The following is a 26,128-nucleotide window of genomic DNA, read 5'->3' on the forward strand; positions in this document are numbered from 1 at the left end:
ACCTCCGGTTCGTCATCTCATGGGCTTGGTTCTCGCCGCGGGGCAAGACCCTCCCATAGCAATTCTACGATTTCGGAGGAGGTTTGTTCCACAGTTTGCAAATCGTTCACAATCTCCTTGCGGTTGCGTACAGTCATCATTGCGGTGAAAACATGAGAGAGCAGCATGGGATCGTTCCTGACGATTTCACCTTCGTCCATCGCGCGCTGAAAAACGCTTGAGAGTAGCTTGTGAAGCGCTTGTTCACCATCGCGAATGCGGATGACTTGCTCTTCGGCAAGTCCAAGGGATGCTTCTCTCATCATCGACTCGAAATCGATATGGGCATTGCGCATATGACGGCTAGCGACCTCCAGCAGCCTCTCCTTAAGGGTACCGGGACCATTCACGATCTTAGCAGTTTGGTCATGGGCGATTTTCAGCACGAAGAGAAGGCATTCCGTGAAGAGCACAGCTTTGTTGCTGAAATAATAATAGACGCTGGCTTTCGTAACGCCGCAGGCTTGCGCTACGCTCTCAAGCGATACTTTCTCAAATCCCTGTTCCATGAACAGCTGCGAAGCTGTACGCAAAATTTGTCCCATCGTTGGCGGGATGCCGGTCGCTTTTGGACGGCCTGGTCTGCGCTTGGGCGGTGTGGGTTGCAAATGCGTATCCTCCATTCAAAAAAAATTCAAATCTATAGGTTGATTAATTAACCTTCGGGTATATATAATTAATTCATCGCAACACTTTTATTATAACGTTAAGTTGGAAGGAACGAAACGGAGGAGTAGAGAATGTTCAACAAGTTGGCATCATTTTTTGCGGGAAAGTACGCCAGGTGGGTGACGATCTCAATCTGGGTCGCTCTAGCGGCTATCTTAACCATCGCCTTGCCTCCCGTCGGGGATCAGGAGAAGAACAATGCGCCCAATCTGCAGGCGGATAGCCCGTCTGTCCTTGCGGACGAGATGATTAAGCAATATTTCCCGAGCGGGGCGGGCGTTCCCGCACTTATTGTATGGCATCGCGAAGGCGGGCTTGCCGATGCGGATTATGCGGCGATTCAAGCATTGACCAAAGAGCTGGCTGAGAATCCGCTTGAAGCGCAAGGAGAGCTTGTTCCGTTGCACTTAATGCCGATGCCGGCTCTGCAGCAATTCGCTTCGGAGGATAGGTCGACGCTTGTGCAGCCAGTCGCTTTCGCTGAGGCGACCGAGACGGAGTTGCTGAAGGAAAATATGGAGAAGATCAAAGAGATGGCGACGGCAGCTGTCGGCTCCGACCCGTTCGCAGTTCCGATCGAGGGAGCATCTGACCTTAGCGCTCGTATTAGCGGCCCGGTCGGCATCTCGATCGACGCTACGGAGCTGTTCCAAAATGCTGACTTTGTCTTAATGGCGGCGACAGTGCTTCTAGTGTTGGTGCTGCTGCTCTTGATCTACCGTTCGCCAGTGTTGGCCTTTATTCCGCTTGTTGGAGTCGGATTCGCTTACGCGGTCACAAGCCCGCTGCTTGGCTGGATGGCAGGCGAGGGGTGGATTACGGTAGATTCGCAAGCGATTGCGATTATGACCGTACTGCTGTTCGGTGCAGGTACCGACTATTGCTTATTCTTCATTACACGCTTCAGGCAGGAGCTGACGAAGGAGAGCAGCCGCTCCATTGCACTGGTGCGTGCGTTCAAGGGAGCCTCCGGCGCGATTGCGATGAGCGGCTTCACTGTCGTGCTTTCCTTGTTCGCACTGCTGCTCGCCAAGTATGGTGCCTATGACCGCTTTGCAGTGCCGTTCAGCCTTGCCATCCTGATTATGATGATTGCCAGCCTGACGCTAATCCCTGCGCTGATGTCGGTCATTGGCAGGAAGTCCTTCTATCCGTTCATCCCGCGTACGGAGGAGATGGAGAAGGAGCGGGCGGCGAAGAAAGGGAAGCCTTATGAGGCCAAAGCAAAGCGCAAAACGATTAGCGACAGGGTCGGCAAGCTAGTTGTAAGCAGGCCATGGACCGTAACGATTGCCTGTATCGCGGTGCTTGGCGTATTGGCTGCCAGCTCGACCGGCATCAAATATACGTACGATCTGCTTTCTTCCTTCCCGGAAGATATGCCGTCGCGTGAAGGCTTCACAGTCATTCAGAATAACTATGCGCCTGGCGAGCTTGCGCCGGTGTCCGTCGTAGTGCAGAATGGCGAAGCAGCCGATCTTGCAGGCAAGCTGAGCGCTGTGAAAGAGGTCGATCATGTCTCTGAACCAACGGTGAGCGAGGTTGATGCCGCATACTCGTCATACAGTGTGGTATTGAATGTCAATCCGTATTCACAAGCCGCGATGGACGCGATTCCGCATATTAGAGATGCTGCGGAGCAGGCATTGACCGATGCGGGGGCTGCTGATGCGCAAGAAAAGCTATGGATCGGCGGCCAGACGGCTGAGCAATATGACACCAAGGTACTGACGGATCGGGACAATCGTGTCATTATGCCGGTTGTAATCGGGCTTATCGCTGTTCTGCTGCTGCTGTATCTAAGATCTGTTACCGCGACGATCTATCTGATTGGAACCGTATTGCTGTCGTATGTAGCAGCGCTCGGACTAGGCTGGCTCATTCTTCATCATTTCATGGGCTTCGACGCGATACAGGGTGCGATCCCGCTTTATGCCTTCGTATTCCTCATTGCGCTAGGCGAGGACTACAACATCTTTATGATCTCCAGCATCTGGCAGAAGCGAAAAACGATGCCGCTGCTGCAAGCGATCCGGGAGGGCGTAAGCGAGACAGGCAGTGTCATTACATCTGCAGGCTTGATTCTGGCAGCAACTTTCGCTGTACTTGCTACCTTGCCGATTCAGGTACTCGTCCAATTCGGCCTTATAACAGCGATTGGCGTATTAATGGATACGTTTATCGTAAGACCGTTTCTTGTTCCGGCCATCACGGCAATCTTGGGCAAACGCGCTTTCTGGCCTGGCAAAGCTGTGACTGTCGAAAAATCGAAGCAAGTTCAATATAAGTAATAAAAGCGCATGCCCGGGGATACTTACGTGATGATAAAGCCGGAAACCCCCGGTTGGCGTCGTTTGTAAAGGCAAGGCTCACTGCGGAAATATCGCAGCGAGCCTTTTTTCGTCTTGATGTAATCAGGATGATAACCATTTTTTTGTAACTTTTTTCGTTGTTTGAACGTCTCTCTAATAAACCGTGATGGATAGAGAAAGAGGAGGGTACACGGATGAAAACTGGAAAGTTAGTATGGATAAGTATCGTGGCTGCGGTACTGCTCGGGAGCTTCGCGATCGGCCCCGAGGGGGCAAGCGCATGCAGCTGTGCGTTTCCGGGCAGCGTCAGCGAAGCGAAGCAGAACAACGATGTGGTGTTCGACGGTACGGTGAAGGGCAAAAAAGAACCTGTGCGCTTGTTCTCCAAGTCATCAGCTGATCTTGTAACATGGACGTTCGAGGTGCATGAGATATGGAAAGGAAAAGTGTCGCCGACGATTGCGGTCACCTCTGCCCAGTCCGGCGCAAGCTGCGGCTATGAATTTCAGGAAGGGTCCAGGTATATCGTCTATGCTCGAAATTCGGGAGATTCACTGGAAGTCAGCTTATGCAGCCGAACCGCTCTTCACAGCGCAGCTGGGACGGACTTGGCTGAGCTCGGCATAGGCAGTGTGCCGCCGCAGCCTGGGGCGGGACAACATGTTGGAACGGCGAGCTCTCTATGGTGGGCGGTGTGGGTAGGTGCTGCCGCTATTCTTCTTGTGGTCATCATCATCATGCGTCAACGTAAGAAGAGAAGGCCGACGAGCATGTAAGGCCAGTGCTGCCGTCAGCATGTGCGCTTCGATAGATCATTAAATCAGAAACATAGCTACAATGGTCGTGACGACCAGGCCGATGACGACTGGCTTCAGGTTGCGTCTGGCCAGCTCAAAGGGGCTTACTCCACAGATCGCAGCAGCGGGAATGAGCGCCCACGGGACAATCGTGCCGCCGCCAACCCAGATTGCAGCAACTTGACCAAGCGCCGTTAGCGTAGCGATGCCAGAGCCGATCGCATGGCCGAACAGCTGTGCGATGGAGCCGGCAAGCGAGATGCCGGAGAAGCCCGAACCATCAAGCCCTGTGACTGCGCCTACAACTGCTAATGTGACGGAGCCGACAACGCCGTTGACCGGCACTTCATGCGCCAGTGCAACGCCCAGGTCGTTCACGATACCATTCGAAGCCTCAGGCAGCTTCTCGCCGAACATCGCGAAGAAGCCGGCGTCGCCCAGGTAGAAGAAAGCGGCGATCGGAATGACAGGCCCGAACACACGGAAGCCGAACAGAAAGCCGTCAATCAGATACCCTGTCGCTTTCTCCAATCCTTTTCCCCGATGGGCCATCATCGTGATGACTAGCATGATCAGGATAGAGGTGCCGCCGATCAGCGCGGTAGCGTCCCCCCCTTGCAGGTTGAAGGCGAACATAGCCGCTACGTTCAGCGCATAGAGAATTGGAATGATGATGGCCAATATTCGCTTGGCAGCAAGAGACAGCACATCGTTTTCTGCGTCGTCCCGCTCTGCCGTATGGCTCCCCGTGTCATTCACCGGCTCAATCAACCCGTCATTCCATCGTCCTGTCCGCATATCGCGCTTCATCAGCCAGAAGGCTGTGACCGTTGTGATCGCTCCCATTACAATGACTAGAGGGATGCTGGCTTGCATGACCTCGTTAACGGGTATGCCTGCAGCAGCGGCAGTAAGATTAGGCGCTCCTTGAATAATATAATCGCCGGATAGCGCAATTCCGTGTCCGAACAGGTTCATGGCTACGGCTGCTCCAAGCGCGGGCAGGCCTACGCGGAGCGCAACGGGAAGCAGTACGGCTCCGATCAGAGCGACAGCAGGTGACGGCCAGAAGAAAAGCGAGGTCACCATCATGATGAGGCCGATTCCCCAGAAGGCCAATGAAGGCGTTCTCATGAATTTGGCGAATGGTGCAATCATGACTTCATTAATGCCCGTTCGAATCAGAATCCGGCTCATGGCAACAATAATGGATATAATGAGAATCGTACTGATTAATTCCTTAATGGCATAGATAAAGCTGTTGAATATTCCACTGACGGAACCTTCAATCGAAGCAGTGGCCAGAATGCCAATACCCAGAATGCCTGCGATACAGACAAGCGTGGTGTCTCTGCGCATGATCATAAAGCCTATGATCGCCACTACAAAGACGAGATAAACCCAGTGAACCGCAGCTAACTGAATAGCCATACGCGATCATCCTCCCAGATGCAACGTAACCGGAGTACCGGCTATCGTACTGTAATGTATGCAGGGATGGACATAGGCGTTCACCTGGATTGTACCTGATCATGAATCCGGTTGCGCCTACTGGTAGGCTATGCTATCCTACTAACGATATGGACGAGATGCGTCTTGTACAGCAAGAACGGAAAGGATGACCAAAGAATGATCACGGTAAACATCATGGATGCGGCGATGACCTATTCAAAGGGAGACGGCTACGTCGGAAAAGTACACTTTAGTGTTGAAGGGCATACGCATGATTATGAGATTACATTGCATAGCAAGCGCGGCACGGAGTGGGGCTACGGACTTTTCTTTTTGAACAAATCGGGGAAAGAAGAGCAACTGGAACAGGTGGAGGACGAGCTGGAGGAGAATGACGAATTATTCGATCAGCTGGTTCAGGCAGCGAAGGACAAGCTGGCGCAATAATGATGAAAGCCCATGTCCGAGAGGATCGTCCTCGTGACATGGGCTTCTTCGTTCGGCATAATGCCGTTATGCGGAATGATCGATAAATTTCTTTTTATTCTTGCTCTTGATGTAGCGATATGTGATATACCCAGCTGCGACAACACACAAGAGGATCAGAATCCATGTGCCATAGGATGAGATTTCGTTGGAGAGATCTTGAACCTTGTCCCCGACAAAAGCGCCGAGGATGAAGTAAACCATTGTCCATACAAATGCCGAAGGATACGCAAACAGCATAAAGCGCATAAATCTCATTCGGTTAAGTCCCATCACGTAAGGGGTTACATGGCGCAAGAACGGAAAGCATAAACTGATGCTAAGCGCATAGCCGCCGTATTTCTCGCTGAGCTCTTCCGATTTGTCGAGAAACTTGGAAATGTTTTTCTTTCGGCGAAACCAGTTGGACAGCTTGGCGCCCGAGAATCGGCCGATGCTGTACCCGAACGTCATGGCAGAGCAAATGCCCAGGAAGGTCATCAAGTAAGCGGGAGCCGGTGACAGTGCGCCGGCAGCGGATAATGCACCGCCTGTCATGACGACGGCTTCGTTCGGAATGGGCAAGCCGATTAGACCGAGACAGAGCACAAGGAACAGGGCTACATAGCCGACCTGCTCGATAATGGACAGCAATAAGTCATAAGCCATTTTAGAAACACGCTTCCTATTCTCCTATAGTTTCGTGAGTATGGGAATCTAATGTACAAGAGTAACACAAATCGGACGGATTTCATATCTTTCATACGCGCCGATGATTTGAACGTTTCGAATTTAACCTTTTCGTAACTTTTTCCTGTCGAAGCAACGCTATAATTAGGGTTAGCTTACGTGCAAGATGAAGGAGCGAAGGGGAAAATGTTGAAATTTGGACAGAAAGTAGCAGCTTTGCGAAGCTGTGAATCCATTACATATACGATATGCTTATCGATGCTTGGCGATGAGACTGCCGCTTGTGAAGCTGCTAAGCGGGTTCTTGCCGAATTGTTCCAGGACCCGGAATTTTGGAAAAGGGAGGAGCCGCAGCGCCAGAGCTACATTATGCGCCAGTGCTTCGGCTTCTGCATGATTCCGAAAGGAGGCCTGTGCTCGGAAGCGGCATCGACCTGCGTGTCGTAACGAAAGGACTTATACCCTATGAAGGAAGAAATAACAGAATCATCACGTACAAAAATTACAGTCGCTCTATTCGTAGCGACTTTTCTTGCTGCGATTGAAGGCACGATCGTGGGCACAGCTATGCCCAGCATTACAGGCGAGCTGCAAGGCGTCCAGCAGTACAGCTGGATCATCTCTATTTATTTGTTGGCAACGGTTATTACGACGCCGATCTACGGAAAGCTGTCGGATTTGTATGGCCGAAAGAGAATGTTCATAATCGGCGCGCTGATCTTTCTGGCCGGATCGATGCTGTCGGGCATTGCACAGTCCATGACCGGGCTGATCTGGTTTCGCGCGCTGCAAGGGCTTGGCGCTGGGGCGCTCACGACGATTCCATATACCATTATAGGTGATTTGTACCCGTTCGAGAAGCGGGCCAAGGTTCAAGGCTGGATGTCCAGTATTTGGGGGATTGCCGGTATCTCGGGTCCGCTGCTTGGCGGTCTTCTTGTCGATTATGTATCCTGGAGAGCGATCTTCTACATGAATTTGCCATTTGGCATTGTGGCCCTTATCATGCTTTCTCTTGCCATGAAAGAGAAGCTGGAGAAGAAAAAACGCCATATTGATTATCCGGGTATCGTTGTATTCAGCGTTGGCATGTTCTTTTTCCTCTATGCGATGTCTCTTTTGCGGGGAGAGGGCGGGGATACGCAAGGCGGCTGGGGAACGGCGGCGTTATTTGGTTTGTCCGCCGCGCTCCTTGCATTTTTCATCTGGATCGAAAAACGTTCGCCTGAGCCAATCATTCCGCTTCAGCTATTCCGAAGCCGGCTAATCTCTATGGCGAATCTGATCAGCTTCCTGTTATGTGTCATTAATGTAGCTGTTATCTTCTATTTGCCGCTATGGTTCCAAGGAGTATACGGCAAGACGGCTACCTATTCCGGCATTTTGATGATCCCGTTGTCCATTGCTTGGCCGCTCGGCTCGATTCTGGCGGGCAACCTGATTGCCAAGACGGGATTGCGCATGATATGCATCATTTCAGCCTGCTTCCTGCTTGTCAGCAATGCGGGTTTTGCGCTGGTTAACAGCTCATCATCCATTTGGCTGCTGGTCTTCTATACCTTCCTCTCCGGCATCAGCTTCGGGTTGACGTTGACGGCACTCACGGTTGCGGTCTCCTCGGCAGTCGGCAGGGAGCTGCGCGGCGCGGCGGTTGCAAGCAATAACTTTATCCGTACGCTGGGGCAGACAATCGGTATCACGGTGTTCGGCCTGATGCTGCATACCGGGACCGCGAATGATATTGATCCGGCCGTACTGGAAACGAGCCTGCATCATATCTTCATCTGGGTCGCTTGGCTTTCGGTCGGGGTTTTGCTGCTATCCTTTATTACACCGAAGCAGGCGCAGGAAGAATCGCTCCAGGCCGGCAATCACGCATCATGACGCAAAGCGCAGAGGGGTAAAGACGCCATGGGATTGTTAATGAATGACGAAATCGAGCAGCTTGCGAAGGAATGGCGGATCAAGTCCGTAATCGTCTATCGTAACGGGGAGCTGCTGGAAGACTGGCATGACGGAGGCACTGATACGCTTGGTCCGCTCTATTCGATTACCAAAAGCGTGCTCTCCGCGCTAATCGGAATCGCTCAGGCTCGGGGAGAGATCGGCAGCATTGATCAGCCGCTCGGCGATTATTTGGACGTATTGCTGCTCGATGAGCAGTCGCGTCGGAAGATTACGATCAAGCACTTGCTTACGATGACGCCGGGCTTCGAATGGCCGGACTTCGACAAGCCCTATAAGGAAATGCGGGCATCTGCCGATCCTGTCGCTTATACACTGGCTAAGCCGGTCATCCATGAACCTGGTCATGCGTACACCTATAATTCTGGCGGATCCCATCTTCTGTCCGCCATTCTGACGGCGGCAACAGGTAAATCGGCAGTGCACTATGCGAAGGAGCGGCTTTTCCAGCCGCTAGGCTTCGAGGCAGCCCGCTGGTCTGAGAAAAACGGGATCAGCGAAGGCGGTACAGGGCTATCTCTATATGGGCATGACTTGGCCAAGATTGGCATGCTGTATATGCAGGGCGGAAGCTGGAACGGGTCGGAGATTGTATCTCCCGCATGGATTGAAGAATCCGTTGCCCTGCATCACCGCGGCTTGCTGCATTATGAGCCGCCAATCTACGGCGGCTACGGCTATCATTGGTGGATCTCTCCGGAGTCCTTTAATGGATGCGCCGATTGCTACTTTGCATTCGGCCATGGCGGACAGCACCTGATGAATATCCCTTCAATGGGTCTGACCATTGTTATCCGGAAAAAAATTACGAAACGCAATGATGCCAAATGGGCGAGAGAGCTGATCTTCCGGTATCTGGTTCCCATGGCGCTAAAGTAAGCTCATACATATTCTATTGCGGCGCCGCATTATAATGGCCTTTCTTTTAACCCCACCCTAACCTTCAACAGCCGCGTATTTCTGCATCTCATGCATACGGATGCTGTCCCGATTCGCTGCGGACAGCATCTACATATGCCTGCATATTCTACCCACCATCTATGATAAAGCAATTCTTGATTCGATCTGCCCGTAATCCTAATACGGGACTCGTGCAGACGACGCCTGTTACCGATAGAAAGGCGGATGATGACAGATGAAAAAACGATTCTGGTTTTGCTTGATTATTTTGATCGCCCTAGCGGGCTGTGCCTCTTCCTCTCCCGATGGAGAAGGCGTCGTATTCGACACAGACGGCAAGCAAATTCTCGTACTCGATTATTCTGCTGAACCGTATCTCGGCATGTCTTGGAATGATATTTTCACGGACTATGAAGGTTCTGCGATCTGGCTGAATGCCTATTCCTCTCGCTTCAAAGTCGGCGACCGTGTTCAATACTGGATGAACGGAGGGGTTAATGATTCCTATCCGAGCCAGGGGGGAGCGCGAAAGGTAAAGAAAATGGGGCAGGCTCCGTCATCTTCCCCAATAGTCCCTACGACTGATACATCTTCCGTCCATCCGCAGCAGACGTTCACGTTCCCGGACGAGATTAAGCTTGCTTACCGGACGCTTGATGTTGTGGAGCTGGCGGAAGAAGAGCCTGGACCGGATTGGGAGAAGCTTCAATCGTTGGCTTTTGGCATGGCGAATCATGAAGCTGTGGAGCTTCATATCTATAACGCTGAGGCGGACGGGGACGGGACTGCCGCTGCTGTACATGGCATTTTGCAATGGAAGGACATGACTGATCCGCTGCTTGATCTTCTTCCCGGCATGCAACTGGATGCGCCGAGTCGATGCATCGATCTATGTGTGATGCAGCAGCTTGTTGCGGGTACCGAGGGAGCTAAGTTTCTGGGCAGGCTTCCGCTGATGGCGGCAGGTCCCGGCTTGTACAAATATCTTCTTGTCGACGGGAATGACGAGAGTCAAATATATTCTTTCGATGCTTGGGGCAGGCTGCAAGAGGCCGATATGGACCGTGACGGCATAAAGGAGATGGTGCTGGTTTTCGAAGGGCTGGGCAATCATTCCCCGGATCTGTTTTTCCTGCGCTGGCAGAACGAGAGAATGGAAATCAGCCAATCGTTTCTGGAAAGCCTGTCTGCCGATCAAGGCTATCTGGCGGAACTGAAGCGACTGGATGATGGAGCGAATGTGGTGCGTGTCTACGATTTGTCGAACGAAGCGGTCTATTCGGATTATCTAATGAAGAATGCGACAACGTGGGAACGCATCGCATAAACATCTAAATATGAAAAAAATAGATAGATTATCTACTATTCCTTTCAAGACGTGAAAATGTATAATTATTAAGCGATTGATGTTGTATTCTATTCATGATTAGCGGGGTTAAGCGAAATGCGAGAACATAAACATGTGACTCAACGGGTTCAAGAGATTGTACCCGTATTAAGGGAAACGCTTACCGGACGTTATGCCATAGCGCTCGGCGGGTCGTATGCCAAAGGATATATGGATGAGTATTCCGACCTTGATTTCTATGTCTATACAGAAGGGGTCAAGCCGCTGGAGGAACGCCGGTCGCTTCTCTCCGCCATCGCCGATGCGGATCAGTCCTGTTATATCGATGAGCGTATCGATGGCACGTTATGGGGCGGCTGCGCGGATTTCTACTGCAAAGGAATGAAAATCGAGACAAGCGTAAAATCCATCTCGGTCTATGAACAGGCGATACAGGATTGCCTTGCAGGCAAAATTTTTGTGGAGCCGACGTTCTGGACGCTGAGCGGGTATTATAATTATATTTGTTTGTCGGAAGTGAGCTTTGTACAGCCGCTGGTAGATAAAAAGGGCATATTGGCAGAGTGGAAGCGGCAAGTGAGAGTTTATCCTAACAAGCTTAGGGAAGCGATCATCCAGCAATTCTGGTGGAAATCAACGTTTTGGCTGGACAATTTTCATTATCTGAGCGCGATCGAGCGCGGAGACTTTGTCTATGCGTCAGGCATCGCCCAACAAACCTTTCATTCTTTGCTCCAGGTGTTGCTGGCGGCCAATGAAACCTATTTTAAAGGCGATAAGAAGATCGGGAAGCAGTTATCCGAACTAGCCTTCTGCCCGGAGCCGCTCATCCATGAGCTGGATTTTCTGCTTGGCGCTCATCAGGAGATAGCGCTATTAAAGCGTCAGCGGCAATTGCTGCTAGAGATTACGAACGCAATAAAGGGTTATTTGACCGATCGGAATTGGATTTAGGCGAGGAGCTTAATAGGATACAGAACGCTTAGCCAGATGACGGAACTATTTATTGCGATGATGCGGTACTCTATGTCAGAATAGAGAGAGACACGATAAGCTGTTGCTTATATCATACTAGAAGAATAGAGGAACGACGTTGAAATTCAGACCATGTATCGACCTTCACGCAGGGAAAGTGAAGCAGATCGTAGGCGAGACGCTTAACGACGCCATTATCGAAAATTTTGTATCCGCCCATGATTCCGGTTATTATGCCGATTTGTTCAAGAAGGACGCATTGACGGGCGGGCATGTCATCATGCTGGGCCCAGGCAATGAATCTGCCGCAGAGCAGGCACTCGCTCGTTATCCAGGCGGCCTGCAGATCGGCGGCGGCATCACGGCAGACAACGCGGCTGCTTATTTGGAGAAAGGCGGGTCGCATGTTATTGTGACCTCCTATATTTTCCGCGACGGGCAGCTAAATGAAGATCATCTTCGCCGAATCGTATCCGAAGTCGGCAAGGAGCGCCTGGTCATCGACCTAAGCTGCAAGGAGAAGGATGGCAAGTGGTTCGTTGTAACGAATCAATGGAAGCAATTCAGCGACTTCGAAGTGAATGAGGCGAATATTCGGGAGCTGGAAGGATACTGCGACGAATATTTGATCCATGCGGTAGATGTCGAGGGCAAGCAGAGCGGCATTCAGGAGTCGCTTGTCCGTGATCTGGCGCAATGGGTTGCGATTCCGACGACCTATGCGGGCGGTGCCCGGTCGATTGCTGATATGGAGCGATTCTTGGAGCTATCCGGCGGCAAGCTGGATTTGACTATCGGCAGCGCGCTTGATATATTCGGCGGCAAGCTGCCTTATGAGGAAGTTGTTGCATTCAGCAAAGGATTGCAGCAAGCCTGATTCCTATAATGAAACAATACGACCGGCAGCAAGTATGTCGGTCGTTTCTTATTCACATGCACATAGGGAGGGAAGCGCTGATGAGATCCTATTGGATTTGGCTGGCCATGCTGCTAACAGCATGGGGACTTGCTATGTTCGGGCATGGGGAGTCTTTGCCGAACATGCCTTGGCGCCTGTTGATAGGTGCAGTGGGCATGGGCGCTTATTTCCTTGTTCCCCTTGCCGGCCGAGTACCTGTCGTCCAGCTGCTGCTGCTTGCCTTGCTGGCAATTGCAGCCACCGCCAGTCTATGGCCGGAGCCGGGAGGAGAGCCGAATCCGTATACGCTGCTGCTCCTCGCTCTTATTGCGGGGAAAGGGGCGTACCGGCTGCCGCTTGCCAGTGCTTGCTCCATTGGCGTAATAAGCTGGCTTGGTGCGCTGCTGCCGACGTTTGCCCGGCTCCCGGGTTTTTCCGTTTATTTTATAACTTTTTTTGGTTTATTGGCCGGTGCCGCTTTTGCGGCATTCCGCCTTACATATGCAAGCGAGCGCCATGAGATCGCACGGGGAGAGGCACTCCTTGCGGAATATCGGAAGCTCAGGCGGCTGCTGGCAACAAACGAAAAAGCCGCAAGACAAGAAGAGCGCGCGCAGGTGGGCCGCGACATTCATGATTCGGTAGGCCATAAGTTGACAGCGCTGCTCATGCAGCTGGAGGTGTTTCGGATGGGGACACGGGACCCGGATACGGCTGAGAAGCTTGGTCACTTGAAGGAGCTGGCAAAGGAGAGCCTGGACGATACGCGCAGCGCTGTGAGAGCGCTCAAGGATGACGAAGTCGGCGGTCTGTCCGCGGTAATCAACCTGATCCGAAGGCTGGAAGTGGAGAGCTTCCTGCGTGTCAACTTTAATCTGCGGCACGGCGCGCTTACAGCGCCCTTGACCCCGGCCCAGTCGGTAGCGCTCTACCGGGCAGTACAAGAATCGCTGACGAATATGATGAGGCATAGCGGAACGAAAGAAGCGGACATTATTTTTGAGGCGCCGGGAGGAGGCGTATTCCGGTTCGAGGTACTGCATCCGATCCAGCAAGCCAAGCCTTATCGGGAGGGCTTCGGCCTCCGCTCCATGAGAGAGAGAATCGAGCAAGCCGGCGGCAAGCTGGACATTATCCAGAATGAAAAAACATTTATCGTAAGCGGTACACTGCCGCTTGTTGCAAAGGAAAGGGGCATGGCATGAATCGAATCTTATTGGCCGAAGACCAGGCAATGGTGCTGCAAGGATTGAAGATGATGATTGAGACCGATGCTGGGCTAAAGGTAACGGGCGAAGCCGCTAATGGCAAGGAAGCGGTCCAGCTTTGCGAGAACGGCATCTTCGATATTGCCGTGCTCGACATCCGTATGCCCCTTATGGATGGTCTCGAGGCGGCAAGAATCATCCGTTCGCGATGGCCGTCTATGAAAATTCTGATACTGACTACCTTCAACGACGACGATTATGCGATGGAGGCGCTGAAGAGCGGAGCGAACGGCTATATGCTGAAGGAGGCTGAGCCGGAAGCGCTGCTGCGCTCAATTAAGAGCTGTCTGGCCGGCGGATTGTCGCTGCAGGAGGATGTAGCAGCCAAGGTCATTCCCCGGCTGCTAATGAACGATCGCCAGCAAGCGGAGGTAGACCCCGCAATTACGCCAAGGGAAAAAGATATAATCAGGCTGGTCGGCGAGGGTCGCAGCAATGCGGAGATTGCAAGCGAGCTGTCCTTATCGGTCGGCACGGTCAAAAACCATATTAGCGTCGTGCTCGACAAGCTGGAGCTTCGCGATCGAACCCAGCTCGCCATATACGCGATCCGACATCATGTGGTCTGAGTTGCATGGATACACGCAAGCGGATGGCCGGGCTGTCTACAGAAACATGACGGAAGTCATGGTTAAGACGCAGCTTCGTGACGGAAGACAGTGGGGACACTGTCTTTCTTGCTTTACACTGAATGACAGAAGCTGCAGCATAATAGCTTACTCTATACCGGATGGGAGAATTGGATCATGCTGGAAGCAGTAGAGCTGCGCAAAACGTTCAAGGGCAAGACCGTTGTGGACAACATCAACCTGTATATGGAGAAGGGTGAGGCTATTGGGTTGTTGGGACCTAACGGTGCGGGCAAATCCACGACGATATCCATGATATCCTCGCTGCTGTACCCGTCAAGCGGAGATGTACGGCTGGAAGGACGGAGCGTCCTGAAGACGCCAGGCGAAATTCGCCGCATGATAGGCGTAGTGCCGCAAGAAATCGCATTGTACGAAAAGCTGTCCGCCTATGAGAACCTGCGTTTTTTCGGAAGCATCTATAAGCTGAAGGGGAAGCATCTTGCGGAGAGAATTGCCGATACCCTGGAGCTTGTTGGATTAACTGAGCGTCAGCATGAGCTGATTAAGACGTTTTCGGGAGGGATGAAGAGGCGCATTAATATTGCGGCGGCGCTGCTGCACGAGCCGAAGATCGTCATCATGGATGAGCCGACAGTCGGGATTGATCCACAATCTCGCAATCATATTCTCGATACGGTCCGCAAACTGAACCGGGAGAAGGGCATGTCTGTCCTGTACACTAGCCATTATATGGAGGAGGTGGAGCAACTGTGCAGCCGCGTATACATTATGGATCACGGCCGGCTGATCGCATCGGGGACGAAAGAAGAGCTGCTGCGCATTCTATCCGGTGAGGAGACGATGGTTGCTCAGTTATCCAAGCCATGCCCGGAGCTGGTGGAGGAGCTGCGCCGTCTGCCGTTCGTCAGATCGGCGGAGGAGACGGAGGATGGCGTCAAGCTGATCGTCACCAAGCAGAGCGGCATTCTGACAGAGGTCGTTCAGGCTGCGGAGCGAAACCGCGTGCAGATCGTTCACTTCCAGGTCCATACGCCAAGCCTCGAAGATGTGTTCTTGCATCTGACCGGCCGCAAGCTGCGGGATTAGGAGGAGATGCAGCATGTTTCCTTATTTGAAGAAGGATCTTCTGATCTTCTGGCGTGACCGCAGCGAAATGCTGGTCGTGCTGCTGGTTCCTGTCGTGCTTAGCGTCATATTGGGTTTTGCGCTGTCCAGTTGGATTGAAGGAGAACCAAGCGAGCGGTCGGTAAGCATCGCGCTGGTGGTCGAGGATAACGAGGAGTCGGCAATTGCGGCATTCAGAGATACGGTCCAGACGCTTAATCGAGATGAAGAGTGGAAGGCAAGTGTGCTTCATGCGTCGGAGAGCTATCCATTGATTGAAGGATTGCGGATGACGTTCGCCAGCGATGAAATAAAGGAATGGATTCATACCGTCGAGACCAGTACTGAGCAAGCATCTGAGCTGCTAGAGAAGAAGGAAGTGTCAGCTGTTCTGACGATACCATCCGGCTTCTCGCTGCAGACGCTTAAGCGCGCATGGCTGGAAGAAGGAGACGGCGGCACTGTCGTCGTGACCGCACCTGACCATTCCATTAAGCTGGACATGGTGATGGGAGTAGTGGATCGCTATGTGCGAGAAGCGAATGTCGGGATGGGGCTACGTTATGTGCTGCAAGAGGCACCTGGGCAGCAGCAGGTGAATGAGGGTGACCTCTCATTGCCGAAGGGCGGTGTTGAACTGCTCGATAGCGTGAAGCCGCTGACCAGTTTTCAATATTTCAGCGTCTCCATCGGCATGATCTTTACGGTGTTCATCGCGGCAACAATTGCTCTTCATGCTTCAGGAGAGAAGCGGGAGCGAGTGATTGAACGGATACGGCTTAGCGGCAACAATCCCTTCCATTATCTTGGAGGCAAGCTTGTCGCATCGTTTATGATTGCCTGTATGCAATTAACTAGTGTGCTAACGATATGCCACTTTGTCTTGGGTCTGTTTCATGGCAGATCGGCTGGATTCTGGATTGGCATTGCCTTAATCATTATGATGTTTTCATTTATGGTCGCATCCATGGCGTCCGTCTTCACCTCCGTCATGTTCCGCATGAGCAATGTGGATGCGGCGAATGCGTTGTTCAATCTTCTATTAATTATGATCGGTGTGATTGGCGGCGGATTTGTCCCGCTGTATGTGCTGCCTGAATGGCTGCGCTCTATCGGGGAATGGACGCCCAATGGCCACGCGCTCACGATGGCGCTTAGCTGGATTCAGTATGAGGATGCTGGCAGGTTATCTTCACAATTGCTGTTTCTGTTCATCTATGCGATAGTACTGGTCGCTGTTAGCGCATTGGTCTATCCAAGAAGGGGGCGGGCGATATGATAGCTGTATTTTTGGCGCAATGGAGACATGATCGCCGCTCGCCTGCCCTTATTCTGGTCTTTATCGGGATCAGTATTGCGGCTACGCTGTTATTCAGCTCGAATATGAATGGCACTCCCGAATATGCGGTATTTCCGGATAAAGGGATCGGTCATGAGGAAGCGGAGCAGCGGGTGCAGCGAATGAATGATTCTGACAGCTTCTCGTTTATGCTGAAGAGTGAGGAGAAGGCGATCCGCGATGTGCGCGAAGGCCGGACACATCTGGCTGTGAGACTGATGGCAGAGGGCGAATATCGGATCGTCACGGCGGGTGAAGGGCTTAATCAATCAATGGTATCGGAGCACTTGAACCGAATCGTTTCGGAGGATGGAAGGCTTGCGCATGCAGCGGGCCTGACTGGCAAAGAAGGAGCTGCATACCATACATTCGAAACCTTTATGGCCAGCCCTCCGCTGCATACCAATGTAGTCCGTCCGGATGGCAGGACGCTTGTCGGCAACGATATGAGCATACAGCTGTTATTTGGATTTACGTTATTTCTGGCCATGTTCACGATCGGCTTCAAAGTCAATTCGGTCATGGAAGAGAAAGCGTTCGGTATCTGGAAACGGGTTATCTTGTCCCCGGTCACCAAAACCGGCATGTATATGGGCCACTTGTGCTACAGTCTTATTATCGGCTTGATTCATTCGGTGACTGTCTTGTTGTTCTTCGATCTAGTCCTTGGCTATGATCTGGGTACTCAATATGGACTTATGCTGGTCATCATTATGCTTTATTCCGCAGCTATCGTATCGCTTAGCATGCTGCTAGCGGGAGTCGTGCGAACGCCTGAGCAATTTCAGATGCTCCTGCCTGTGGTATTGCCCATTATGCCGCTCATGGCGGGAATCTACTTCCCGCCGGGTTTGATGACGAACAAGCTGCTGCTGCTTGCCGGTGAATTGCTGCCCATCACGCATGCGGTACATGCACTGAAGCAGGTAGCCTTGTATGATGCTGGCTGGGCAGAGATTCTGATGCCGGTGGCAAAGCTTGCGTTAATAGGCGTGATCTGTATGGGGATCGGGATTAACCTGGTTGAGCGGCGCAAGGCGTAATGATCTTTTTTCAGCAAATGAAACCCCTTCGGAGCCTTGGTGCTGCGGAGGGGTTTGTTGCGTTATGATTGGTTCTTTCTTGATTGCTCAAGAAGATGTATAATCGTGGAAGCGCATAGCATACAGCCCAATCGGCATCGCCGTAAGAAAGGAGCCGCTAATGGAATTTAAAGGAGCCGTACCGATTCTTCGCATTTTTGACGAAGACAAAGCGAAGGAATTTTATCTCTCTTTTCTGGAATTCAGCTTGGATTGGGAGCATCGTTATGAAGCCGATTTCCCCTTGTATGCTCAAGTGTCCAAGGGCGGCTGCGTGCTGCATCTGTCTGAGCATCACGGTGATTGCACGCCTGGATCGGCCATAAGGATTGAAGTGGAGAATGCAAAGGCATGGCAAGAGCGCTTGTTAGCCAAGCAATACGGTTATGCGCGTCCGGGCTTCTCGGAGGAGTGGAATGCGGTCCAGGTCACAGATCCGTTCGGCAATCGGCTGCATTTTTATTCAGAGAAGAAGGAGCAGGACAAATGTTGATGAACATAGCCAAAGAAGTGGCGGTTGCAGCCGCTTACGAGGCAGGAAGATATATAAAGGAACGATTCGGTTCGATCATCCGAATAGATGAGAAAGACGAGCATGGCGATCTGGTGACAGAGGTTGATCTTGAAGCGGAGGCTATTATTCTGGCAAAGCTTCGCAGTGTATTCCCGGACCATGCGATCCGGTCGGAAGAAGCGGGTGATGACGGCAAGCAATGCGAGTGGCAATGGCTCGTCGATCCGCTTGACGGCACCAATAATTTTGCGGTGGGGCTGCCTTTATTCGGCATCTCGATCACGCTTATGCGGCGGCGCGAGCCGGTGCTGTCCGTCATCTATGAGCCGATAACCGATCGGTTGTACACAGCAATCGTTGGAGAAGGGGCGAATTGCAATCAACGTCCGGTGTCATTGAATCCGGCACGAGCTTTCGTCAAGGCGAGAGTCGGCTGGATTCAGGGCCATGCTGTTCAGCAGCGCGATGAGGCTGTACAGCTTCGGCATTATATCGATGTGCATACGAAACGAATGATGCGCCTATGGGCGCCGACGCTGCAATGGAGCATGCTCGCAAGAGGCGATCTTGATGCCATTATGGTCTATCATTCGGAGGGCGAGGACTTGTACTCCGGCATTCTGCTTGCGATGGAGGCAGGGGCCGTTGTGGTGGATTTCGAAGGCAATCCGTTCTCAGGCTCGGCCGATCAGCCTTGTCTGATTGCGTGCCATCCAGAGCACATGTCAACCTTTATGAGCATGGTGGCGGAAGGCATGAAGCGTTAGTCCTGACATAGGATAAAGACCAACAGGAAGGAACTGTATGTGATGGAGCTACTGCGGGAAATCTATGAACGTGATCTGGGTCTTAGCGGGCGCGACGCCACCTCGCGCAGACATGGCGGCAATTTCTGGATGCGCCGGGCCGTCAGAGGCATTATCTTTAACACTCGATATGAAGTCGCGTTGTTGCATAAGAAGGACGGGAACTATTATAAGCTGCCTGGCGGCGGCATCGAAGCTTCGGAGACGATGAAGATGGCGATGCAGCGTGAGGCCAAAGAGGGATTAGGCGCGGAAGTCGAGCTGACGGATGACATTGGCCTCGTGATTGAATATCGGGATGAACGGGAGCTGCTGCAGTTCTCATACGGGTATGTTGGACAAATTCGGACCAATGAGAGTGATCCTTCCGTGGAAGAGGCTGGGGCATCGCTCAGCTGGCGCTCCTTGAAAGACGCCATCCAGCTCATGGAGAAGCATGAGCCGGCCACCTATGAAGGACGCTTTATCCATGAGCGCGATTTATGCTTTCTGAAGCAACTACATCGATAAGGAGCCATACATCATGACAGCAGCGCTTCTAGGCAGCTTTATCTCTGCAATGGCAACGGTGCTTGGCGCCGTGCCACTCTTGTTCGTTCGATCATTGTCGGAGAAGTGGAAGGACATTCTGATCGCCTTTACAGCCGGGATCATGGTATCGGCTTCCACATTCGGCTTGCTGCCGCAGGCGCTGAACGAGTCCGGCTTAATCCCGCTCACCATCGGATTGATTATCGGGGTGGTCGTGCTTGATCTGCTGGAGAAAAACATTCCGCATATCGATATCGAGCAGAAAAGGGGAATCAGCTCCTTCGACTCCAAGTCGCTGCTTGTTGTTATTGCGCTATTTATACATAACATCCCTGAGGGCCTTAGTACCGGATTCAGCTATGCCAGCTCCAATGAAGGTTTGGGACCGATGGTTGCGATAGCCATTGGCGCGCAGAATATGCCAGAGGGACTGGTGCTGGCCATCTTCCTCATGCAATCGAGAGTGAGCAAGCTGAAGCTGATGCTGATCGTGACGCTGACGGGCCTTGTGGAGGTTGTATCCGCAATTGTCGGATACTTTGCCGCCAGCTATGTTGAGATGCTGATCGGTTACGGTCTAGCCTTTGCTTCCGGGGCGATGCTGTTCATTGTCTATAAGGAGCTTATTCCGGAATCGCATAGTCACGGGTTTGAAAGACCGGCAACCTATTCCTTTATTGCCGGCTTGCTTGTAATGATCTACATCAGTTATTTCTTCGGCTGATGCCGTGAACATAGAAAAGGAGTGCTGCCGGCTTAAGCCTGAGCGGCACTCCTTTTCTGCGTTACAGATTAATTAGCAGGCTTCTCGTTATGGCGGACTTGCTTGGGAGACGCTTTCGTGTCGTCAGCCAGTTTATCGCCGAATTGATCCAGCCTGGACGGGCTTGCGGCAGGACCGTCATTGTCGGGCTTGTTGTTTCTTCCGGACATGCTCTTCACCTCCATCCGTATAGGATGAACTGGAAGTGAAGGCTTATGCATGCTTCGGGAAACGGATGCATCACACCATTACAGATTCATGTAGTAGATGACGGTTGCGTCGAATCCGCCTTCGGAGGAGCGGGCAAATCCGGGGATGCGCCCGGCTTCTGTATAGCCAAGCGACTTGTAGAGCTCGTTGGAGGGATCGCCAGCTCTCGTATCCAGAATGAGCAGACTTCTGTTTTCCTTCTTGGCTTGCTCGTGGGCCGTATGCATCAGTGTTCTGGCGATTCCATGCCTGCGCGCTGTTGGATGGACCATCAGCTTGGCGATCTCCGCCCGATGCGCAGCATTCTTCTTCATAGCAAGCTGCAGCTGAATCGTTCCGACTATTCTGCCGTTCAAGACAGCTGCCCATAAGAATATGCCGGGTTCAGTGACGCTCCGCCAGTATTGCTCAGCTTCTTCACGCGATAGAGGAGAGAGGAATCCAATGGAGGCGCCGTCTTCTACGACGTCTTGCAGCATGCCCGACAGCCCGGCGATATGTTCGGGAGTGAGCTGCGGCAGCAATTGAATCAATGGTGATGTAAGCATGCGTATGGCTCCTTTACCCATGATAATGTCACTATTCATCTACTTCTATTATATGAGCCCGAATCGTTTCAGAAAAGTGCCGGCTGCCTTTGATTTTTCTTTCTTGCTTGAGCTTTCCTCCGGTGTCTTCCGTTCAGCCACAAACGCCTCCAATTCCGCTTTCCTCTCCTGCTCCTCTACCCGGTCCTTCCATAGTTGACCTGGAACATAATCATGCCACAGCATCGTCACCACTCCTGTTCTCCTGTATATGAATCCCATTATGCACTCGCAAAAGGGGTAGAAAAAGTGTATAATCGAAGATGATTATTTCCCCTTTTACATACTAAGGCCTCTGGCGGAGGAGGGCATCGTCATGATTAGTGAAGAACGGTATTTGATGATGTATAGCAAAGTGGCAGAGTCAGTCGGCTCGGGCAAGCCGATCGAAGTATCGCTGGAGAGCCTCGCTGAAGCGCTGTATTGTACGCAGCGCAACGTAAAGTTTATCGTTCGCAAGCTGGAGGAGGAAGGGTTCATTCATTGGCAAGCGGGCCGCGGCCGCGGGAACCGCTCCAAGGTGACCTTTCTCTATCCGAAGGAGAAGAAGCTACTGGAGCTGGCTCAGTTCTATGCGTCAAAGGGCGAATACAAGCATGCGTTCGAGCTGATTGAGGGCTATGGGGAAGGTACGGGAGTGCGGCATCAATTCGTGGAATGGATGAACAGCCACTTCGGATACAGAACGGAGCTGATCGATGATCTGGAGGCGGATTTGCTTAGGCTGCCGGTCTATCGTCCGATTCTGACCCTGGATCCGAAGGATTTGTATTTTGCTTTTAGCGCGCATATGGTTAAGCAACTGTTCGATTGTCTGGTCAAGTATGACCGCGAGACCAAGAAGATTATCCCTTCACTTGCACATGCGTGGGAGCATGACGAGGAGGGAAGGGAGTGGACCTTCCATCTGCGGAAAGGCATTGCATTCCACCATGGGCGCGACCTGGAGGCAGATGATGTCATCTATTCCCTGGAGCGACTTAGAGGCAGCTATGCTTCGGGCTGGTTCGTGCGCTCGATTACGGAGATCGTGAAGAGAGGGCCGCGCACCGTAACGATCAAGCTGGAGAAGCCCAATTGGCTGCTGCTCCGCTACTTGTGCTCGCCGGGCATGTCTATTGTGCCGCATGATCTGGTCGAGCAGAATGAACAGTTTTGGCAGCGTCCGGTCGGGACGGGACCGTTCCGCTTCGTGGAATGGACAGCAGATCGCTTCATTATGGAGGCCAACCCGCATTATTTCCAGGGCAGGGCGCATCTGGACGGGGTCATTATCGTCACGATGCCGGAGGATACGGCGGCTTTCGCGAAAAACTGGGATCAACTGCTGATCGATCATGACTCCAAGGATTTTAAGCCTGCGCAGGGTTGGAAGAAGGTCGAAAACGTCTCGAACGGCTGCAGCTTGCTCACTTGGAACCGCTGCAAGAGCGGGCCTCAACAATCGCCGCACTTCCGCAAGGCAGTCGATCTCTTGATTGACCGCTATCGGATGGTTACCGAGCTTGGAGAAGATCGGATGCATCCAGCCAGCGGTTTCTATCCGGGCGAGGAGTCCTACAAAGGAGCCACCTGCCAAAATGTAGAGAGAGCAATAGAACTGCTCAAGCAATCCGGTTACCGGGGAGAGCCTATCAAGATTGCGACCTACGGTATCCATGAGAAGGATGCGCGCTGGCTGCAGCGGGAGCTGACCGCGCATGGCATTACAGTGGAGGTCATTCTGGAGAACTGGATGAGCATTCGTGAGCGAAAGGTGTTGTCTGACGCGGATTGTCTATTGTACTGCGTCGTATTTGCCGAGGATGAGGTATGCATGATCGAGCTGTTCGAGCAGACGGGGAATTTCTTGCGGGAGCATCTGGACCCGGAGCTGCTGCAGTGGGTAGAAGCGAAGATTGATAAGGCGCTGGCGTCCAAGGAGACGGATGGGCGTTGGAGAGAGCTGATGGATATTGAGCACAAGCTTCGAGATGAGACGCATGTTCTGTTCCTGCTTCATAAGAAATATCAGATGTACTATAATCCGCATATTAAAGGTATCGGTGTGAATTCGCTGGGCTGGATCGACTTCAAGGACATTTGGCTGGAAAAAGTATCGGGTTAATGTATATGCGCTATTGATCGAATTAGATGATCAAAACTTATAAAGAATGATCAAATTGATAATCAATATGATCATTCTTTTTATTGCGAAAAGGGGGGATAGACCTCTTATGATCGACAAGCTCCTGTTTATTTCTTTTAAATGTAAGGAGAATCAATGGACTGGGGGTACTTAAAAAGGGAAAGGGACCTCTTTTTGTCGATTAAAGAGGAATTAATCGTTGAAACGGCAATGAAAGGGTTTACAATTCATGAAAAGTTGTTTATGATCATTTTAAGATTTATATTGATCAATTTATGATAATTATTGATTTGAATTTGATTGATGTGATATTATACAAACAAGGAGATTGATTGCCATGTCAACTGAAAGAGAGAAGCAAATCATCAGCTTATTGCATGAGAATTCGCCGCTTACCGTTGAAGAGCTTGCCGGATTTCTCGACGTATCGGAAGTGACGGTACGGCGCGACCTGGTCGCGATGGAGAAGAAAGGCGTCATCTCAAGACGGAGAGGCGGGGCTGCGCTACCTGATCAGGGGGCAGAGCCGTTGTTCGTCCAGCGGGAGAAGAAGAACCACGACCTGAAGCGGAGGATCGGCCAGTACGCGGCTGACCAAATTCGCGAAGGGGAGGTTATCGCTCTGGATGTAGGAACGACGACGGCCGAGCTTGCGAAAGCGCTCGTCAAGAGGAGAGGCATCACCGTATTTACTTCTTCCTTCCAGGTGGCATCCATCTTGTCCAAGAGCAATCTCCATGTGTATATGATAGGCGGACTTATTCGTTTTAATGAAATGTCGATGGTAGGCAGTGTCGCGATCGAATCGATCAAAAAATTCAACTTCGACCGTTATTACTTAGGCCTTGCTGCAGTGAATAAGGAACGCGGCTTAACGGATTACAGCGTGGAGGAAGCGGAAGTGAAGCAAACCTTCATCGCCCAGTCCAAGGAAGTGATTGCACTGGTGGACCGCACGAAAGTTGGCGAGTCCTCCCTGCTCAAAGTATGTGAATTTGATCAATTAAGCGAAATTATTACGAACCGAAGCGATGAGGAAAGTGAGCATCCGGTATTTGACCTCGGCTTCCAAGGGAAGATTACACTTGTATAGCCTTTAGAAACAGGAAGGATTCGTGAAGCCGACTGAGGGGGGACATCAGATGTCATACGTACTCGGCATTGACATTGGAACATACGAATCCAAAGGGGTGCTGGTTGACCGAGAGGGCAAGATCATCGCGCAATGCGCCGTCCCGCATAAGCTGGAAATCCCGCATCGAGGCTGGGCCGAGCATGACGCGGAAGCGACGTGGTGGCATGATTTTAAGCAATTGTCGCAAACGCTTACCCATATGGCGCGAATGAAATATGGCATATCGGCGGATGAGATCGCGGCTGTAGGCGTCAGCTCCATTGCTCCTGCTGTTCTGCCGATCGACATAGAAGGGAATCCGCTTCGTAAAGCGATTCTGTACGGCGTCGATACAAGGGCAGAACGCGAGATTGCAGCGTTGAATGATGCGATCGGAGAAGAGCGCGTGTTCCAGATTGGCGGCCAGTCACTCTCATCGCAGGCAGCGGGACCGAAGATCAAATGGATCAAGGATCATGAGCCGGAGGTTTACGAGAAGACATACAAGTTTTTATGCGGCTCCGGCTATCTGGTCTACAAATTGACGGGACGATGCGTAATCGATCGTTATACCGCTGTCAACTACGCACCATTGTTTGACATCCATACGCTGGAGTGGAATGACGAGACCGTCTCCTGTACGACGGAGGTCGATAAGCTTCCGGATTTGACATGGAGCACGGATATTGTTGGAGTTGTTGCTGCGCGAGCTGCAGAAGAGACGGGATTGGCACCGGGTACACGAGTGATAGCCGGCACAGCGGATGCCATGGCGGAGGCCATTAGTATCGGCGCTATCCATCAAGGCGATCTGATGATGATGTATGGCAGCTCCACCTTCTTTATCCTGACGACGGACCGGATAATGAAAACCAGAGAGCTATGGCCCAATGTCCATATCGTGCCGGGGGCCAATACGCTGACTGGCGGCACGGCGACAGCAGGTTCGCTTACCCGATGGTTTGTCGACCAATGTCTGGGACGTGACAAGGGAAGCGGGGAAACGTCAGGCTGGTCGGTGGAGCAGGCATACATCCATATGGCCGCACAAGCGGAACTAAGCCCGCCTGGTTCTAACGGATTAATCACGCTGCCGTTCTTCAGCGGAGAGCGAACGCCGCTTCATGATGCTTCAGCCAAAGGCATGATGTTCGGCTTATCCTTAAATCATACAACAGCGGATATGTACCGCTCGCTGCTGGAAGGCATCTCATTCTCTATACGCCATAACCTGGATGTCATGAGGGAGCTTGGCGCATCGGTTGAGCGAATCGTATCTGTGGGAGGCGGCGTCAAAAATAAGCTATGGCTGCAAAGCGTTAGCGATATCTGTCAGGTGCGTCAAGCGATTCCTGAGGTTACAGTTGGCGCCGCATATGGAAACGCTTACATTTGTGGACTGGCATTGGGCTGGCATGATCGGCTGGAGGAAATCGACGAATGGGTGAACATCATCCGTTATATTGAACCGGGGTCTGATCATCGGGATGTGTATGAACGGCATTACGCCATCTATCATCGCTTGTATGAGCGGACGAAGGATCTGATGAAAGACTTGTAGGACTTGTATGTATCAAGA

Annotated in this window: 27 protein-coding genes; 21 read left to right on the plus strand and 6 right to left on the minus strand. The window is 51.9% G+C overall.

All coding sequences use genetic code 11. The features are described from left to right. Positions 1–17: 17 nt before the first annotated feature. Positions 18–647, minus strand: coding sequence for a TetR/AcrR family transcriptional regulator (locus ACFVSO_RS15360; protein WP_387474981.1), 630 nt, complete (start codon positions 645–647; stop codon positions 18–20). Between the two features lie 132 nt (positions 648–779). Here ACFVSO_RS15360 and ACFVSO_RS15365 point away from each other — a divergent pair, with 132 nt between their 5' ends. Further along, positions 780–2,999 (plus strand): MMPL family transporter, encoded by a 2,220-nt coding sequence (locus ACFVSO_RS15365; protein WP_387474983.1) that lies wholly within the window; start codon positions 780–782, stop codon positions 2,997–2,999. Between the two features lie 215 nt (positions 3,000–3,214). Beyond that, positions 3,215–3,796, plus strand: a complete 582-nt coding sequence (locus ACFVSO_RS15370; RefSeq protein WP_387474985.1) for a hypothetical protein — start codon at positions 3,215–3,217, stop codon at positions 3,794–3,796. A 39-nt stretch (positions 3,797–3,835) separates the two neighbouring features. Here the strand turns inward: ACFVSO_RS15370 and ACFVSO_RS15375 are convergent, their stop codons facing one another. Continuing rightward, positions 3,836–5,248, minus strand: coding sequence for a hypothetical protein (locus ACFVSO_RS15375; protein WP_387474987.1), 1,413 nt, complete (start codon positions 5,246–5,248; stop codon positions 3,836–3,838). A gap of 198 nt (positions 5,249–5,446) precedes the next feature. On the opposite strand from ACFVSO_RS15375, the gene ACFVSO_RS15380 reads away from it, so the two are divergent. Beyond that, the gene (locus ACFVSO_RS15380; RefSeq protein WP_387474989.1) at positions 5,447–5,716 is read left to right on the plus strand and encodes a hypothetical protein; all 270 of its coding nucleotides are present in this window, start codon (positions 5,447–5,449) and stop codon (positions 5,714–5,716) included. A gap of 66 nt (positions 5,717–5,782) precedes the next feature. Here the strand turns inward: ACFVSO_RS15380 and ACFVSO_RS15385 are convergent, their stop codons facing one another. Further along, entirely contained in the window at positions 5,783–6,403 is a 621-nt protein-coding gene (locus tag ACFVSO_RS15385) for a DedA family protein (RefSeq protein ID WP_387474991.1), read from the minus strand. A gap of 207 nt (positions 6,404–6,610) precedes the next feature. Between ACFVSO_RS15385 and ACFVSO_RS15390 the strand changes: the two genes are divergently transcribed. The 15 genes from ACFVSO_RS15390 (at position 6,611) to ACFVSO_RS15460 (ending at position 20,471) form a co-directional block, all read left to right on the plus strand. Beyond that, the gene (locus ACFVSO_RS15390; RefSeq protein WP_387474993.1) at positions 6,611–6,871 is read left to right on the plus strand and encodes a hypothetical protein; all 261 of its coding nucleotides are present in this window, start codon (positions 6,611–6,613) and stop codon (positions 6,869–6,871) included. A gap of 18 nt (positions 6,872–6,889) precedes the next feature. Next, on the plus strand, positions 6,890–8,308 hold the full coding sequence (locus ACFVSO_RS15395) for an MDR family MFS transporter (protein WP_387474995.1): 1,419 nt from the start codon (positions 6,890–6,892) through the stop codon (positions 8,306–8,308). A gap of 27 nt (positions 8,309–8,335) precedes the next feature. After that, complete coding sequence (locus tag ACFVSO_RS15400) at positions 8,336–9,268, plus strand: serine hydrolase domain-containing protein (protein WP_387474997.1); 933 nt, start codon at positions 8,336–8,338, stop codon at positions 9,266–9,268. 256 nt (positions 9,269–9,524) lie between these two features. Further along, positions 9,525–10,616: a YobA family protein gene (locus ACFVSO_RS15405; protein WP_387474999.1), complete on the plus strand. Its 1,092-nt coding sequence runs from the start codon at positions 9,525–9,527 to the stop codon at positions 10,614–10,616. Positions 10,617–10,733: 117 nt separating this feature from the next. Beyond that, complete coding sequence (locus ACFVSO_RS15410) at positions 10,734–11,591, plus strand: nucleotidyltransferase domain-containing protein (protein WP_387475001.1); 858 nt, start codon at positions 10,734–10,736, stop codon at positions 11,589–11,591. Between the two features lie 139 nt (positions 11,592–11,730). Then, entirely contained in the window at positions 11,731–12,489 is a 759-nt protein-coding gene (gene hisA, locus ACFVSO_RS15415) for a phosphoribosylformimino-5-aminoimidazole carboxamide ribotide isomerase (RefSeq protein ID WP_387475003.1), read from the plus strand. An 80-nt stretch (positions 12,490–12,569) separates the two neighbouring features. Further along, complete coding sequence (locus ACFVSO_RS15420) at positions 12,570–13,715, plus strand: sensor histidine kinase (RefSeq protein ID WP_387475005.1); 1,146 nt, start codon at positions 12,570–12,572, stop codon at positions 13,713–13,715. After that, positions 13,712–14,347: a response regulator gene (locus tag ACFVSO_RS15425; RefSeq protein WP_387475007.1), complete on the plus strand. Its 636-nt coding sequence runs from the start codon at positions 13,712–13,714 to the stop codon at positions 14,345–14,347. Before ACFVSO_RS15420 ends, ACFVSO_RS15425 begins: the two co-directional genes overlap by 4 nt. Before the next feature lie 177 nt (positions 14,348–14,524). Then, positions 14,525–15,457, plus strand: a complete 933-nt coding sequence (locus tag ACFVSO_RS15430; protein WP_387475009.1) for an ABC transporter ATP-binding protein — start codon at positions 14,525–14,527, stop codon at positions 15,455–15,457. Positions 15,458–15,470: 13 nt separating this feature from the next. Then, positions 15,471–16,754 carry an ABC transporter permease gene (locus ACFVSO_RS15435; RefSeq protein WP_387475011.1) on the plus strand — a complete coding sequence of 428 codons (1,284 nt, stop codon included), beginning with the start codon at positions 15,471–15,473 and terminating at the stop codon, positions 16,752–16,754. Then, positions 16,751–17,857 carry an ABC transporter permease gene (locus ACFVSO_RS15440; protein WP_387475012.1) on the plus strand — a complete coding sequence of 369 codons (1,107 nt, stop codon included), beginning with the start codon at positions 16,751–16,753 and terminating at the stop codon, positions 17,855–17,857. The genes ACFVSO_RS15435 and ACFVSO_RS15440 overlap by 4 nt, the downstream gene beginning before the upstream one ends. Positions 17,858–18,017: 160 nt before the next feature. Then, positions 18,018–18,389 (plus strand): glyoxalase superfamily protein, encoded by a 372-nt coding sequence (locus ACFVSO_RS15445; RefSeq protein WP_387475014.1) that lies wholly within the window; start codon positions 18,018–18,020, stop codon positions 18,387–18,389. Next, positions 18,383–19,177: an inositol monophosphatase family protein gene (locus tag ACFVSO_RS15450; RefSeq protein WP_387475016.1), complete on the plus strand. Its 795-nt coding sequence runs from the start codon at positions 18,383–18,385 to the stop codon at positions 19,175–19,177. Before ACFVSO_RS15445 ends, ACFVSO_RS15450 begins: the two co-directional genes overlap by 7 nt. 42 nt (positions 19,178–19,219) lie before the next feature. Further along, positions 19,220–19,726, plus strand: coding sequence for an NUDIX hydrolase (locus tag ACFVSO_RS15455; protein ID WP_387475356.1), 507 nt, complete (start codon positions 19,220–19,222; stop codon positions 19,724–19,726). 13 nt (positions 19,727–19,739) lie between these two features. Further along, positions 19,740–20,471 (plus strand): ZIP family metal transporter, encoded by a 732-nt coding sequence (locus ACFVSO_RS15460; RefSeq protein ID WP_387475018.1) that lies wholly within the window; start codon positions 19,740–19,742, stop codon positions 20,469–20,471. A 68-nt stretch (positions 20,472–20,539) separates the two neighbouring features. On the opposite strand, the gene ACFVSO_RS15465 is transcribed toward ACFVSO_RS15460, so the two are convergent. The 3 genes from ACFVSO_RS15465 to ACFVSO_RS15475 form a co-directional block, all read right to left on the minus strand. Next, positions 20,540–20,680: a hypothetical protein gene (locus tag ACFVSO_RS15465; protein WP_387475020.1), complete on the minus strand. Its 141-nt coding sequence runs from the start codon at positions 20,678–20,680 to the stop codon at positions 20,540–20,542. A gap of 78 nt (positions 20,681–20,758) precedes the next feature. Beyond that, positions 20,759–21,268 carry a GNAT family N-acetyltransferase gene (locus tag ACFVSO_RS15470; RefSeq protein ID WP_387475022.1) on the minus strand — a complete coding sequence of 170 codons (510 nt, stop codon included), beginning with the start codon at positions 21,266–21,268 and terminating at the stop codon, positions 20,759–20,761. A gap of 48 nt (positions 21,269–21,316) precedes the next feature. After that, positions 21,317–21,493 carry a hypothetical protein gene (locus ACFVSO_RS15475; protein WP_387475024.1) on the minus strand — a complete coding sequence of 59 codons (177 nt, stop codon included), beginning with the start codon at positions 21,491–21,493 and terminating at the stop codon, positions 21,317–21,319. Between the two features lie 130 nt (positions 21,494–21,623). Here ACFVSO_RS15475 and ACFVSO_RS15480 point away from each other — a divergent pair, with 130 nt between their 5' ends. The 3 genes from ACFVSO_RS15480 (at position 21,624) to ACFVSO_RS15490 (ending at position 26,110) form a co-directional block, all read left to right on the plus strand. Further along, positions 21,624–23,414, plus strand: coding sequence for an SgrR family transcriptional regulator (locus tag ACFVSO_RS15480; protein WP_387475026.1), 1,791 nt, complete (start codon positions 21,624–21,626; stop codon positions 23,412–23,414). A gap of 358 nt (positions 23,415–23,772) precedes the next feature. Next, positions 23,773–24,528: a DeoR/GlpR family DNA-binding transcription regulator gene (locus ACFVSO_RS15485; protein ID WP_387475028.1), complete on the plus strand. Its 756-nt coding sequence runs from the start codon at positions 23,773–23,775 to the stop codon at positions 24,526–24,528. 49 nt (positions 24,529–24,577) lie between these two features. Further along, positions 24,578–26,110 carry an FGGY-family carbohydrate kinase gene (locus tag ACFVSO_RS15490; protein ID WP_387475030.1) on the plus strand — a complete coding sequence of 511 codons (1,533 nt, stop codon included), beginning with the start codon at positions 24,578–24,580 and terminating at the stop codon, positions 26,108–26,110. Positions 26,111–26,128: the final 18 nt, after the last annotated feature.

It is taken from the genome of Paenibacillus sp. NPDC057967 (genome assembly GCF_042887015.1).
In the GTDB taxonomy this organism is placed as follows: Bacteria; Bacillota; Bacilli; order Paenibacillales; family Paenibacillaceae; genus Pristimantibacillus.

Bases quoted from the DNA above. Each gene is read 5' to 3' on its own strand.
- ACFVSO_RS15365 (WP_387474983.1), top strand. From the start codon at position 780: ATGTTCAACAAGTTGGCATCATTTTTTGCGGGAAAGTACGCCAGGTGG.
- ACFVSO_RS15370 (WP_387474985.1), top strand. From the start codon at position 3,215: ATGAAAACTGGAAAGTTAGTATGGATAAGTATCGTGGCTGCGGTACTG.
- ACFVSO_RS15375 (WP_387474987.1), bottom strand. From the start codon at position 5,248: ATGGCTATTCAGTTAGCTGCGGTTCACTGGGTTTATCTCGTCTTTGTA.
- ACFVSO_RS15380 (WP_387474989.1), top strand. From the start codon at position 5,447: ATGATCACGGTAAACATCATGGATGCGGCGATGACCTATTCAAAGGGA.
- ACFVSO_RS15385 (WP_387474991.1), bottom strand. From the start codon at position 6,403: ATGGCTTATGACTTATTGCTGTCCATTATCGAGCAGGTCGGCTATGTA.
- ACFVSO_RS15390 (WP_387474993.1), top strand. From the start codon at position 6,611: ATGTTGAAATTTGGACAGAAAGTAGCAGCTTTGCGAAGCTGTGAATCC.
- ACFVSO_RS15395 (WP_387474995.1), top strand. From the start codon at position 6,890: ATGAAGGAAGAAATAACAGAATCATCACGTACAAAAATTACAGTCGCT.
- ACFVSO_RS15400 (WP_387474997.1), top strand. From the start codon at position 8,336: ATGGGATTGTTAATGAATGACGAAATCGAGCAGCTTGCGAAGGAATGG.
- ACFVSO_RS15405 (WP_387474999.1), top strand. From the start codon at position 9,525: ATGAAAAAACGATTCTGGTTTTGCTTGATTATTTTGATCGCCCTAGCG.
- ACFVSO_RS15410 (WP_387475001.1), top strand. From the start codon at position 10,734: ATGCGAGAACATAAACATGTGACTCAACGGGTTCAAGAGATTGTACCC.
- ACFVSO_RS15420 (WP_387475005.1), top strand. From the start codon at position 12,570: ATGAGATCCTATTGGATTTGGCTGGCCATGCTGCTAACAGCATGGGGA.
- ACFVSO_RS15425 (WP_387475007.1), top strand. From the start codon at position 13,712: ATGAATCGAATCTTATTGGCCGAAGACCAGGCAATGGTGCTGCAAGGA.
- ACFVSO_RS15430 (WP_387475009.1), top strand. From the start codon at position 14,525: ATGCTGGAAGCAGTAGAGCTGCGCAAAACGTTCAAGGGCAAGACCGTT.
- ACFVSO_RS15435 (WP_387475011.1), top strand. From the start codon at position 15,471: ATGTTTCCTTATTTGAAGAAGGATCTTCTGATCTTCTGGCGTGACCGC.
- ACFVSO_RS15440 (WP_387475012.1), top strand. From the start codon at position 16,751: ATGATAGCTGTATTTTTGGCGCAATGGAGACATGATCGCCGCTCGCCT.
- ACFVSO_RS15445 (WP_387475014.1), top strand. From the start codon at position 18,018: ATGGAATTTAAAGGAGCCGTACCGATTCTTCGCATTTTTGACGAAGAC.
- ACFVSO_RS15450 (WP_387475016.1), top strand. From the start codon at position 18,383: ATGTTGATGAACATAGCCAAAGAAGTGGCGGTTGCAGCCGCTTACGAG.
- ACFVSO_RS15455 (WP_387475356.1), top strand. From the start codon at position 19,220: ATGGAGCTACTGCGGGAAATCTATGAACGTGATCTGGGTCTTAGCGGG.
- ACFVSO_RS15460 (WP_387475018.1), top strand. From the start codon at position 19,740: ATGACAGCAGCGCTTCTAGGCAGCTTTATCTCTGCAATGGCAACGGTG.
- ACFVSO_RS15465 (WP_387475020.1), bottom strand. From the start codon at position 20,680: ATGTCCGGAAGAAACAACAAGCCCGACAATGACGGTCCTGCCGCAAGC.
- ACFVSO_RS15470 (WP_387475022.1), bottom strand. From the start codon at position 21,268: ATGCTTACATCACCATTGATTCAATTGCTGCCGCAGCTCACTCCCGAA.
- ACFVSO_RS15475 (WP_387475024.1), bottom strand. From the start codon at position 21,493: ATGCTGTGGCATGATTATGTTCCAGGTCAACTATGGAAGGACCGGGTA.
- ACFVSO_RS15480 (WP_387475026.1), top strand. From the start codon at position 21,624: ATGATTAGTGAAGAACGGTATTTGATGATGTATAGCAAAGTGGCAGAG.
- ACFVSO_RS15485 (WP_387475028.1), top strand. From the start codon at position 23,773: ATGTCAACTGAAAGAGAGAAGCAAATCATCAGCTTATTGCATGAGAAT.
- ACFVSO_RS15490 (WP_387475030.1), top strand. From the start codon at position 24,578: ATGTCATACGTACTCGGCATTGACATTGGAACATACGAATCCAAAGGG.